The 11,840-nt window shown below is 59.1% G+C and carries 12 protein-coding genes; 4 read left to right on the plus strand and 8 right to left on the minus strand.

Annotated features, from left to right (window positions below; all coding sequences use genetic code 11):
• Positions 1-16: 16 nt before the first annotated feature.
• From pheT to infC, 6 genes are all read right to left on the minus strand, one after another.
• Positions 17-2,440 (minus strand): phenylalanine--tRNA ligase subunit beta, encoded by a 2,424-nt coding sequence (gene pheT, locus JZX88_RS03040; RefSeq protein ID WP_206912486.1) that lies wholly within the window; start codon positions 2,438-2,440, stop codon positions 17-19.
• A gap of 24 nt (positions 2,441-2,464) precedes the next feature.
• A complete protein-coding gene (gene pheS / locus JZX88_RS03045; protein WP_110755727.1) occupies positions 2,465-3,547 on the minus strand; it encodes a phenylalanine--tRNA ligase subunit alpha in 1,083 nt (360 codons plus the stop codon).
• Positions 3,540-4,418 carry a phosphotransferase gene (locus tag JZX88_RS03050; RefSeq protein ID WP_206912487.1) on the minus strand — a complete coding sequence of 293 codons (879 nt, stop codon included), beginning with the start codon at positions 4,416-4,418 and terminating at the stop codon, positions 3,540-3,542. The genes pheS and JZX88_RS03050 overlap by 8 nt, the downstream gene beginning before the upstream one ends.
• Before the next feature lie 175 nt (positions 4,419-4,593).
• A complete protein-coding gene (rplT, locus tag JZX88_RS03055; RefSeq protein WP_003493358.1) occupies positions 4,594-4,998 on the minus strand; it encodes a 50S ribosomal protein L20 in 405 nt (134 codons plus the stop codon).
• A 40-nt stretch (positions 4,999-5,038) separates the two neighbouring features.
• Positions 5,039-5,242, minus strand: coding sequence for a 50S ribosomal protein L35 (gene rpmI / locus JZX88_RS03060; protein WP_003493355.1), 204 nt, complete (start codon positions 5,240-5,242; stop codon positions 5,039-5,041).
• A gap of 188 nt (positions 5,243-5,430) precedes the next feature.
• Positions 5,431-5,967 carry a translation initiation factor IF-3 gene (gene infC / locus JZX88_RS03065; protein ID WP_077767695.1) on the minus strand — a complete coding sequence of 179 codons (537 nt, stop codon included), beginning with the start codon at positions 5,965-5,967 and terminating at the stop codon, positions 5,431-5,433.
• Between the two features lie 187 nt (positions 5,968-6,154).
• Here infC and JZX88_RS03070 point away from each other — a divergent pair, with 187 nt between their 5' ends.
• Both JZX88_RS03070 and JZX88_RS03075 read left to right on the plus strand, forming a co-directional pair.
• On the plus strand, positions 6,155-6,943 hold the full coding sequence (locus tag JZX88_RS03070; protein WP_142855193.1) for a carboxylesterase: 789 nt from the start codon (positions 6,155-6,157) through the stop codon (positions 6,941-6,943).
• A gap of 118 nt (positions 6,944-7,061) precedes the next feature.
• Positions 7,062-7,676: a transglutaminase-like cysteine peptidase gene (locus tag JZX88_RS03075; protein ID WP_065114630.1), complete on the plus strand. Its 615-nt coding sequence runs from the start codon at positions 7,062-7,064 to the stop codon at positions 7,674-7,676.
• A gap of 61 nt (positions 7,677-7,737) precedes the next feature.
• Here JZX88_RS03075 and mbfA read toward each other — a convergent pair whose 3' ends face one another.
• On the minus strand, positions 7,738-8,721 hold the full coding sequence (mbfA, locus tag JZX88_RS03080) for an iron exporter MbfA (RefSeq protein WP_206912488.1): 984 nt from the start codon (positions 8,719-8,721) through the stop codon (positions 7,738-7,740).
• A 138-nt stretch (positions 8,722-8,859) separates the two neighbouring features.
• Between mbfA and JZX88_RS03085 the strand changes: the two genes are divergently transcribed.
• Both JZX88_RS03085 and JZX88_RS03090 read left to right on the plus strand, forming a co-directional pair.
• Complete coding sequence (locus JZX88_RS03085) at positions 8,860-9,333, plus strand: group III truncated hemoglobin (protein WP_206912490.1); 474 nt, start codon at positions 8,860-8,862, stop codon at positions 9,331-9,333.
• A gap of 177 nt (positions 9,334-9,510) precedes the next feature.
• The gene (locus tag JZX88_RS03090) at positions 9,511-10,614 is read left to right on the plus strand and encodes a TRAP transporter substrate-binding protein (protein ID WP_206912491.1); all 1,104 of its coding nucleotides are present in this window, start codon (positions 9,511-9,513) and stop codon (positions 10,612-10,614) included.
• A gap of 7 nt (positions 10,615-10,621) precedes the next feature.
• On the opposite strand, the gene JZX88_RS03095 is transcribed toward JZX88_RS03090, so the two are convergent.
• On the minus strand, positions 10,622-11,716 hold the full coding sequence (locus JZX88_RS03095; RefSeq protein ID WP_206912492.1) for a helix-turn-helix domain-containing protein: 1,095 nt from the start codon (positions 11,714-11,716) through the stop codon (positions 10,622-10,624).
• Between the last annotated feature and the right edge of the window lie 124 nt (positions 11,717-11,840).

An 11,840-nucleotide genomic window follows, 5' to 3' on the forward strand; every position in this document is an offset into this window, starting at 1 on the left:
ATTCCGTCGTCGGCTTTCAGGCGCGCAGAACGCCGCCTGTCGACTTCTCGACATTGCCGACGATCTTGGCCGTCAGCGCCTCGAAATCCTCATCCGTCAGCGTCTTGTCGACCGGTTGGATTTGCACTTCGATGGCGACCGACTTGCGGTTTTCGCCGAGCGACGCCCCCTCGAAGATATCGAAGACATTGACGCCGGTGATCAGCTTGCGGTCGGCGCTCGTCGCAGCCTTGATGATGGCGCCTGCCTCGACCGACTTGTCGACCACGAAGGCGAAGTCGCGCTTGACGGCCTGGAAAGGCGAAAGCTCAAGTGCGGGCTTGGTACGGGTCGCCTTCTTCTTCGGCTCCTGCATGGCATCGAGATAAATCTCGAAACCGCAATAGGCGCCGGAGACATCGAGTTCGGACAGGGTCTTTGGATGGAATTCACCGAAATAACCGAGCACGACCTTCGGGCCCATCTTGATGGTGCCGGAACGGCCGGGGTGATACCAGGAAGGCGCACCGGCTTCGATCTGCACATTGGCCATGGGCAGGCCGCAGGCCTCCAGCACTGAGAGCGCATCGGCCTTGGCATCATAGACATCCACCGGCTTGCCGCCGCCCTTGGCTGCATTGGACCACATGCGGCCGCTGCCTGCGAGCGAGGCCGTGCCACGGTGGACACCGCCGGCAACGCGGCGCTGCTTCTCAGGCGTATCGCCCTCATAGGTGCCGGAAACCTCGAAGATCGCCACATCACTATGCCCCTTGTCGGCATTGCGCTGGGCGGCGGTCAAAAGGCCGGGCAGCAACGAGGGCCGCATGTCCGACATATCGGCCGCAATCGGGTTGGCGAGCTTCAGGGCCGGCGAACCGCCACCGAAGAGCTTCGCCTGCGCTTCCGGGATGAAGGACCACGTGACGGCTTCCAGCATGCCACGGCTTGCCAGGGCACGGCGCGCGGTACGCGTGCGGATCTGCAATGTGGTCAGGATACGACCATTGACGGCACCGAAGTTTTCCAGCGGTTCCGGCTTGATATTGTCGACGCCGTGGATACGCATGACTTCTTCCACCAGATCGGCCTTGCCGTCGACATCAGGACGCCAGGACGGGACGGTAACGGATACGCGCTCGCCCGTTCCCTCGACACCGAAACCGAGGCCTTTGAGAATGGTGAGGCTCTCTTCTGCCGAAACCTCCAGACCCGTCAGGCGTTTCACTTCCGCGAGCGGGAAATCCACGACCTTGGGCTGATGGCCCTTATAACCCACGACCCGAGCTTCGCCAGCGACGCCGCCGCAGAGTTCCAGAACCAGTTCGGTGGTGCGCTCCAGACCCGGAACCATATAGTCCGGATCAACGCCGCGCTCGAAACGATAACGCGCATCGGTGATGATGCCGAGCGAACGGCCGGTCTTGGCGATGTTGATCGGATCCCAGAGTGCGGACTCGATCAGCACGTCGACGGTATTGTCATCGCAGCCGGAATGTTCGCCGCCCATGACGCCGCCGATGGACTCTAGGCCCTTTTCATCGGCGATGACGACATTGTTCGGGCCGAGCTTATATTCCCGCTGATCGAGTGCGAGGATGGTTTCACCCTCTTTCGCACGACGAACCGTCAGATCGCCCTTGACCTTGGCGGCGTCGAAGACGTGCATCGGCCGGCCCTGATCGAAGGTCATGTAGTTGGTGATGTCGACAAGCGCGTTGATGGGGCGCAGGCCGATTGCCATCAGACGCTGCTGCATCCATTTCGGGCTCGGGCCGTTCTTCACGCCACGCACGATGCGCAGCGAAAAGCCGGGGCAGAGCGCCGCATCGTCCAGTTCCAGCTTCACATCGACGGGCGTAGCGCCTTCCACCTTGAAGGACGGCGCAGGCCTTGTCTTCAGCTTGCCGAGACCGGAAGCCGCAAGGTCACGGGCAATGCCGTAGATCGAGGTGCAGTCAGGGCGGTTCGGCGTCAGGTTGATCTCGATGACCGGATCGTCCAGGCCGGCATAGGCGGCAAAGGACGTGCCGACAGGGGCATCCTGCGGCAGATCGATGATGCCGTCATGATCGTCGGAAATGTTGAGCTCCTTTTCGGAGCACATCATGCCGTGGCTTTCGACGCCGCGAATTTTGCCGACAGCAAGGGTGACATCGATACCCGGGACATACACGCCCGGACGCGCCAGCGCACCGACAAGGCCGGCGCGTGCATTCGGCGCACCGCAGACGATCTGCACCGGCTTGCCATCACCGGCATCGACCATCAGCACCTTGAGGCGGTCGGCCTCGGGGTGTTTTTCAGCGGACACCACCTTGGCAATGACGAAAGGCTTGTAGGCCGCCTTGTCGTCAACGTCCTCAACTTCAAGGCCAATAGCCGTCAGCCGCTCGCAAATCTCGTCCAGCGTCGCATCGGTATCCAGATGCTCTTTCAGCCAGGAAAGAGTGAATTTCATGTCTTTGCTCCTTGGCTAACCGGATTAAACGCTCAAACCGCCGAACAGCGTCGGCATGTCGAGCGGGCGGAAGCCGTAATGGTTCATCCAGCGGACATCGGCGTTGAAGAAATCGCGCAGATCAGGCATGCCGTATTTCAGCATGGCGATGCGGTCGAGGCCCATGCCCCAGGCAAAGCCCTGATATTCGTCCGGGTCCAGCCCGCCGGCGCGCAGCACGTTCGGGTGCACCATGCCGCAGCCGAGAATTTCCATCCAGTCGTTACCTTCGCCGAACTTGACGATCGGGCCGGAACGGTCGCACTGGATATCCACCTCGAAGCTCGGCTCCGTGAAGGGGAAGAAGGAGGGGCGGAAGCGCATGACGACGCTGTCGACCTCGAAGAAGGTCTTGCAGAACTCTTCCAGCACCCAGCGCAGATTGCCGACATGCGCTTTCTTGTCGATGACAAGGCCTTCGACCTGATGGAACATCGGCGAATGGGTGGCGTCGGAATCCTGACGATAGGTCTTGCCGGGAATGACGATGCGGATCGGTGGCTTCTGGCTTTCCATGGTGCGGATCTGCACCGGCGAGGTGTGCGTGCGCAGCACCTTGCGCTCACCGTTTTCATCCGGCTGGAAGAAGAAGGTGTCGTGCATTTCGCGGGCCGGGTGGCCTTCGGGGAAATTCAGCGCCGTGAAGTTGTAATAATCGGTCTCGATATCGGGACCTTCGGCGATCGAGAAACCCATATCCGCGAAGATGGCGGTGATTTCATCGACGATCTGGCTGATGGGATGAATGCGGCCGCGCTCGGCCGGGGACTGGCGGACCGGCAGGCTGACATCCACCGTTTCCGCCTTCAGGCGAGCGGCGATGGCGGCATCCTTCAGCGCGTTCTTGCGTTCGCCGATAAGATCGGTGATCTCAGTCTTGAGCTGGTTGATGGCAGCACCGCGGGTCTGGCGCTCTTCCGGCGTCATGCTGCCCAGCGTCTTCAGAAGCTCCGAAACCGAGCCCTTCTTGCCCAGCGCGGAAACGCGCACGGCTTCGATGGCCGGCTCATCGGCAGCAGCGGCGATCTCCGACATCAATTGCGATTTCAAGGTATCAAGTTCAGTCATCTTTTCCTGCCTTGCCGGTCTTTTTAACAGCGGCTTCGGGGTTCACAGCATTCATCAGATAGTCGGTCGCCATGATAAAGCGTCGCAGATCACTACCCATCCGCACGCGCCCGATCAACCGGGCAAGCGGTAAAAATCGCCCGAGAATGCCGGTCAGGCGGCACAATTCTTCCAGCGCCCGGGGCGGGGCGTTTTCACGCCAGCGGGAAAAGGCGGCATCACAGGTTTTCGGCGCATCGCAGGCGCGTGTCGCGACCTGCAGAAACAGCAGCCATATATCGCGGGCCTGCGCCGTTTCCAGCGGCATGACCTCCTGAGGACGCTCCTCGAAATCCATGAAACCGACACGACCGTCTTCGAGAAAGAAGTCGCGCACATGCGGACGGCCGTGGCAGAGACCTGCCGCATGCAATTCGCCAAGCGCCTCCGCCGATTTCACGAGCAAGGCGTCGTGTTCCGCCGGTTTTACGGCCTTTATCGCGTCCATGCGCTCCATGATGGTGGGGCCGACATCCCCCAGGACAACGGCCGTCAGCGAGGAATAAATGATGGGCGGAACGGGGAATCCGCGGGCCCTGAAGGCCTCCAGCGTTTCGAGTTCCCGGCGCATCAGGCCCGCGCCATCAAGCGGCGGCGATGGGCGCATGAAAGTATAAGGAAGCAGCTTTGCGAGAAGGGCCTGCAGCTTTATCCACCAGGACAGCGTTTCCGTACCCTGGCGCTTGATCCAGACGGTGGCGGCGGAAAGCTCGAGTTTCTGCACACGGCGCTCGCTTTTAAGCAAAGCCCGCATCAAGGCTGCGATATCGCCATCCTCGAGATGGACGTGGAAACCCTTCGCCTTTTCCGCCTCGCTTGCGGCAACCAGCATTCTTGCCCCCCAATGGCGCCTGCCGACCAAAAGCCGGATGCTCCACCCTTTTGGCAACCTCTGGGCAAAAGCGTTACCATCTTTGCCGAAACTGCCGTGAATTTCAAAAAAACGAAAACCCGCGCCGGAGAACCGGCGCGGGTTTCAAATGAACAACAGATTGTCCGCGCCGTAATTACTTTACAGCGGTTTCAAACTCGTTGGCCGTACCAGCATCCTTGAGGTACTCAAGCGCCTTCTTCGCTGCTTCGACGAGCGCGCCGAATGCTGCCGGCTCATGGATAGCCATGTCGGACAGAACCTTGCGGTCGACTTCGATGCCAGCCTTGTTCAGGCCGTCGATGAAGCGGCCATAGGTCAGGCCGAATTCGCGAACAGCAGCGTTGATACGCTGGATCCACAGAGCGCGGAAGTTGCGCTTGTTGACCTTGCGGTCGCGGTAAGCGTACTGCTTGGAACGATCCACGGCAGCCTTTGCTGCGCGGATGGTGTTCTTGCGGCGGCCGTAGAAGCCCTTGGCTGCCTTGAGTGTCTTGGTGTGCTTGGCGCGGGAAGTTACGCCACGTTTTACGCGTGCCATGTCATGATCTCCTTAAAGTGTCCAAAAGTGCGGAAAAGTCTCAGAGACCGTTCGGCAGGTAGTTCTTGACGACTTTCTTGCCGTCAGCTTCGGCGAGAACCATGGTTCCGCGCGCGTCGCGAATGAACTTGTTGGTACGCTTGATCATGCCGTGGCGCTTGCCGGCGGCGGCTGCAACAACCTTGCCGGTTGCGGTGATCTTGAACCGCTTCTTTGCAGCGGACTTCGTCTTCATCTTGGGCATTTTGCTACTCCGTTTTTGTATCGAAACAGGCAGACGAGGCCTATTTCAAGCTATTCAGGAACGGCCTCGGCATGCCCTGCCGGACCGTTCGGACGCGCGCTTATAACCGCAGTCGGCTAAAAGCGCAACGGGGAAAGCAAACTTCCCCTTGCGATGGTGATTTATGCGACCGCAGTGGCCGGCGCAAATTATTTCGGGGCGAGAACCATCATCATCTGACGGCCTTCCAGCTTCGGTTCGGCTTCCACCTTGGCAATCGCCTGGGTGTCTTCCTTCACCTGGAGGAGAAGCTTCATGCCGAGTTCCTGGTGGGCCATTTCGCGGCCGCGGAACTTCAGCGTTACCTTCACCTTGTCGCCATCATCAAAGAAACGACCCATAGCCTTCATCTTCACGTCATAGTCATGCGTGTCGATGTTGGGGCGCATCTTGATTTCTTTAACTTCGACGATCTTCTGTTTCTTGCGCGCTTCAGCGGCCTTTTTCTGGGTCGAGTACTTAAGCTTGCCGAGATCGAGGATCTTGCATACCGGCGGTTCAGCGTTCGGCGAAATCTCGACGAGATCGAGACCGGCCTCTTCCGCCATTTTCAAAGCCTGATCCGTCGGCATGCTACCGAGGTTCTGGCCCTCTTCATCAATAAGCTGAACTCTGGGAACCCGAATTTCCCGGTTGGAGCGCGGCCCCTCCTTGACGGGGGCATCGGCTTTGAAAGGTCTGCGAATGGTCGTATTCTCCTGATCTGTTTCTGGATCACGTCAGCAAAAAACAGCTTGTTTGGTACAAGCGGCGGAAATGTCGTTATTGCCGTGGCGAAGTCAATAGCATATCTGCCCGAAAAGATCACCTGTCGCCACGGTTTTTGCAAATACGCCGCCGATATCGCACGAAAATCAGGAGAATTGCATATACATGACCGAACAAGCCGCTGAATTCCTGCAGATAGGGGTGGGCGACGACGCCCGCGACATCGCCTTTATCCATCGCCACGCAACATCACAGCCCGACGCGCCCATGCTGGTGTGGCTGGGCGGTTACCGTTCCGACATGACGGGAACCAAGGCGGTCGAACTCGATCGTTTTGCGGCGGAAAACGGCCTTGCCTGCCTGCGGCTCGATTATTCAGGGCACGGCGCTTCCGGCGGCGATTTCAAAAGGGGTACGATCTCGAGATGGCTGGAAGAGGCTATCGCCGTGGTGCGCGCAAAGTCGTCATCCCGTGTCGTTCTCATCGGCTCGTCCATGGGCGGATGGATCGCGCTGCGCATGGTCGAAGAGTTGCGGAAAGGCGACGGTGCGCCCTCCGTCGCCGGCCTCGTCCTGATTGCGCCCGCGCCGGACTTCACCGCGGAACTGATAGAGCCCAGCCTGACGGACGCAGAAAAGACGTCCCTGCTGGAAAAGGGCTATTTCGAGGAACACTCGGAATACAGTCCCGAACCCAACATCTTCACCCGCGCATTGATGGAAGACGGCAGGCAGAACCGCGTTTTGCAGGGCATCATCACCACCGGCTGCCCCGTTCACATCCTGCAGGGCATGCGCGATCCCGATGTTCCATATCAGCACGCCCTGAAACTCGTCGAACATCTTCCCGCTGACGACGTGGTGCTGACGCTGATCCGCGACGGTGACCACCGGCTCTCCCGGCCACAGGATATCGACAGGATGCTTGCGGCCGTCAAAACCCTTGCAATATAGGCATTTCCGCAACGCTCTTAACCATATTCAACGAGTCTTGCGCGCCACCGGTTGCTAATGATTGACTCCTACCCCCCAACCCTCTTAACTTTTCGTTAAGAATTAAGGGACGGGTTTCATGATGAACGTACCGCTGGCGCGTGCGCTGCTGTCTGCAGTTGCCGCCGGGCTAATGACTGCTGCCTCCGCCATGGCGGAAACCAAGGGAAGCCCTTCCATGGTGACGGGCGGGATTACCTCCCAGCCGATCGGCCATTACGAGTTCTGTCAGAAATATGCGGATGAATGCAACATCCGCAGCAAGACGACACCGCCGCCGCGCGTGACGGATTATGGCTGGAGCGTCGTTCGCGAGATCAACACCTCCGTCAACACCACCATCGTGGCGATGACCGATCAGGAAATCTACGGCAAGGACGAAGTCTGGGAATATCCGACGACCGCCGGCGATTGCGAAGACTTCGTGCTGCTGAAGCGCAAGAAGCTGATCGAGCGCGGTTTTTCCGTGGCTGACCTGCTCATTACCGTCGTGCGCAAGCCGGATGGCGAGGGTCATGCCGTGCTGACGCTCCGCACCACCGACGGTGACTATATTCTCGACAACCTTACCGACGACGTGAAGCTCTGGACCGACACCAACTATACCTATCTGAAACGGCAGGCGTCCTTTAATACCGGCCGCTGGGTTTCCATCGAAGATGGTCGTGACGTTCTGGTCGGTGCATTGCGCTGATCGATGGGATATAGCTCCAAAGAAAAAAGCCCGCAGCGTCTGCTGCGGGCTTTTTCATTTACTAGCCATTGCCGATGATGATGCCGGCTGCCAGCACCAGCGAACCGCCAAGCACAACCTGAAACACCGCCCGCAGGAACGGCGTTTCCATGAAGCGGTTCTGAATGAAGGCGATGGCCCAGAGTTCCACGAAAACGACGATGGCGGCGATCGCCGTGGCCGTCCAGAAATGCGGAATGAGATAAGGCAGCGCGTGGCCGAGGCCACCGACGGCGGTCATGATGCCAGAGGCGAAGCCCCGTTTTACCGGCGAGCCACGGCCCGAAAGCTTGCCATCATCATGGGCGGCCTCGGTAAAGCCCATCGAAATGCCCGCGCCCACGGAGGCTGAAAGGCCGATCAAGAAGGTCTGCCAGGTATCCTGCGTGGCGAAAGCCGCGGCGAAGATCGGGGCAAGCGTCGAGACGGAACCGTCCATCAACCCCGCAAGGCCCGGCTGCACATAGGTCAAAAGAAATTGCCGCCTGGCCGTTTCCGCCTCTTCGGACTTGCCGTCCTCATCGAGGTGTTTTTCTTCCAGCCGTTGGGCAATGTCTTCGTGCCCCCGCTCCGCCTCGGCCAGATCGCCCAGCAGCTTGCGTGTCGAGGCATCGGTGGTTCGCTTGACGGCTTCATCGTAAAACCGGATCGCCTGACTTTCCATCAATTCCGCCTGGGCGCGAATTTTCTCCAGCGACAGGTTCTTCACCAGCCAGTCCGGTGTACGCTCGTAAAATCCGCGCACATGTTCGCGGCGGATCAGCGGAATGGTTTCTCCGAAACGGCGGCGATGCATGTCGATCAGCACATTTCGATGCTGCTGCTCGACTTCGGCCATATCATCAAAAACCTTTGCCGATTGCGGATATTGCGCCCGCAGATGATCGGCATAGGAGCGGTAAATACGGGAATCATCTTCCTCGGAAGAAATGGCGAGTGCCAGTATTTCCTGCTCGCCGAGCGAGGAGAAGGGGCGTTTGGAAAGGGAAAAAAGACTGCGGAACATGGCTGAAACCTTTTTAGAATAATTCTAAATACAGCGGCGCGCCGTCACAATCAAGCCTTTTAGAATGATTCTAATACGTCAAAGCGTCGCATTGCGGAGGACCGCCAGACGGCGTAAATTCAAGGTAAAGGAAGCACGATGCAGAACCCAATCGCGGCAAAGGCCGCCCATAATGCAGACATCCAGCACAGGGCTGAACGAGCCATGGCTGAGATCGGCGTCGATGCCGGTTTCATCGATCTGCTGGTGGAGACATTTTACGGCCGCGTTCTGAACCACCCGGCGCTCGGGCCGGTCTTCGATGCGCGGCTGGCCGGGCGCTGGCCGGAACACATGGCCAAGATGAAACAGTTCTGGTCAGCCGTCGCCTTCAAGAATGGCGCCTATGGCGGCAAGCCGGTACAGGCGCATCTTGGCGTAAAAGGCATGTCGGCCGAACTTTTCCCGCAATGGCTCGCGCTGTTTTCGGCAACGCTCGATGACATCGCGCCGAGCAGGGAGGCCCATGACTGGTTCATGGAAACGGCGGAACGCATCGCCAGAAGCCTGACACTTTCGCTGTTTTATAATCCTGCAATGGACGACCCGGCATTAAGACGCGGCACATCGTAACGCCGTATACGGAAGCACAAAAAGGCGCGGCAAGGCAGCAATCGACAGGTGTCGCCGAAGAGCGCGCAAGTTTCGAACATTCCCCCTTGATGGCCGCGAGGATAAATGTTTAGTAGCCTTTGGGAGGCGTACCGTGCGGTTCGCCTGTAATATGCAGACGTATCAGGGCTTATCGACATGGATCGCAGATCATTTATCCGCAAGGCGGGCGCTCTTGGCGCCGGTGTTACCGCAACCGCGCTGGCCGCTCCGGCCATTGCGCAGGAAAACCCCAAGATCACCTGGCGCATGACGTCGTCCTTCACCAAGGGCCTCGACATTCTTTTCGGTGCTGGCCAGATGGTCGCCGATCACGTCAAGGAAGCTTCCGGCGGCAACTTCGTCATCCAGCATTTTGCCGGCGGCGAAATCGTGCCGGCGCTGCAGGCGGCGGATGCGGTGGCGGCCGGAACCGTCGAAATGGCGCATACCTGCGCCTATTATTACGTCGGCAAGGACCCGACCTTCGCGCTTGGAACCTCGGTTCCCTTCGGCCTCAACGCGCGCCAGACGAATGCCTGGTTCAACCAGGCCGGCGGCAATGAGCTGCTCAACGAGTTCCTTGCCCAGCACAATATCTACTCGATCCTGCTCGGCAACACAGGCGCTCAGATGGGCGGCTGGTTCCGCAAGGAAATCAACACCATCGACGACCTTAAAGGCCTGAAGATGCGTATTGCCGGCCTCACCGGCCAGGTGATGCAGAAGGTTGGCGTTACCCCGCAGCAGATCGCCGGCGGTGATGTCTATGCCGCGCTGGAAAAGGGCACGATCGACGCGACCGAGTTTGTCGGCCCCTATGACGACCAGAAGCTCGGCTTCTACAAGGTCGCAAAATACTATTACTATCCGGCATGGTGGGAAGGCGGCCCGGCCGTGCATGCCTTCGTGAACCTGCAGAAGTTCAATGAGCTGCCGGAAAACTACAAGCGCATCCTGAAAGACGCCTGTGCCGCTGGCAGCGCCAGCATGCTGGAGCGCTACGATGCGCGCAACCCGAAGGCCCTGAAGGAACTGGTGGCGCAGGGCGCCATCCTGCGGCCGTTCAGCCAGGAAATCCTTGATGTCTGCCACAAGGCGGCACAGGACACCTATGCGGAGATTTCGGCCAAGAACGAGAACTTCAAGAAGATCTACGAGAGCCAGCAGGCCTTCAAGAAGGATGCCTATCTCTGGGCGCAGATCGCCGAATATACCTATGACACCTACATGATGATCCAGCAGCGCAACGGCACGCTCTGATCCCTCATCATTTCCCGACCATCTTCAGACGGTCATCCGGCATCTGCCGGGTGGCCGTTTTGTTTGGCGAGACCAGCTTCCACACCTGCCGTTCACGCCAGTCGACCGGGCTCATGCCGGTGACGCGGCGAAACTCCCGGTTAAAGTTGGACTTTGTCTGGAAACCCGAGGAGAACATGATCGCGGTTACCGATTGCTCCGTCTCCTCCAGCAGCCGGCAGGCCTCGCGGATGCGGAGCTGGTTGACATATTGCGAGACATTGATGCCGAGGGAACGATTGATCGCGCCGGATATCTGCCGGCTGGGCAGGCCGAGATGTCTGGCCAGCCGGGTCAGGTTGAGGTTCTCATCACGGTAAAGCGCCTGTGTTGTCATCAGCTGGTCGAGGCTTGCGACGATGTCCCGGTCCTGTTCCGATGGTTCAGAGGGAGGCGGCAATTCCTCAGCCGGCTCTGCAGCCGTTTGCGGCGCTTTGCTTTTTCCAGCCATGGCTGCCATCAGACCGATCAGCAACAGCCCGAAAAGATTGGCATTGCTGACGAGCGCGGCGACATTTTCCCCATGCGCCCACTCAAAATCGAGGAACACGAGAAGATCGAACAGCGCCGAAACACAAAGCGCCATGGCGGCGATGATCAATGCCCTGTGCGCCGACGCGACGCTGGCGAATTGCGCCTCGTCCAGCCCATCCGGCCCTTTTCGTCCCAGAAGAAGCAGTGCGGCGGCATGGCTGACGAAGATGAGGATCAAGGCAAGGTCGATCACTACCGGCAAGGCGAGTTCCAGAACAACGATCGACAAAGGCGAGAACACAAGACTTGCCAGCATCGCTCTCCTGCTGTCTGCCCCGACCCTCATCAAGCCACGAAAGGCGATATAGACTAGCGGCGGCAGGCAGGCGGCCAGAACCGGCAGGACATAACGTACCGCATTGACGCCATACCCCCAGCGCAGGCCGACAAGAACCGATTGGACGGCGCAAAGCGCGATCAGGGCCAGAAAGGCGCGGTTCGTCCGCACATCGTCTCCGCTTCGGAAAAAGACGATGAACATGACGACCAGCAGAAGCGCCACGACGAATGGCAGGGGAATGAAAAGCACGAATAAATATCCCGGATCGACGGCCTGTTGTCTTTCCATGGACCAGATCGCGTTTCGGTACGACCTCAAACGCGATCAAGGACGCGAAAAACAGGTGACGGTGCAGATTGGGTCTCGTTCTTTC

The sequence above is a fragment of the Agrobacterium sp. OT33 genome (genome assembly GCF_017313365.1).
GTDB lineage: Bacteria > Pseudomonadota > Alphaproteobacteria > Rhizobiales > Rhizobiaceae > Agrobacterium > Agrobacterium rhizogenes_A.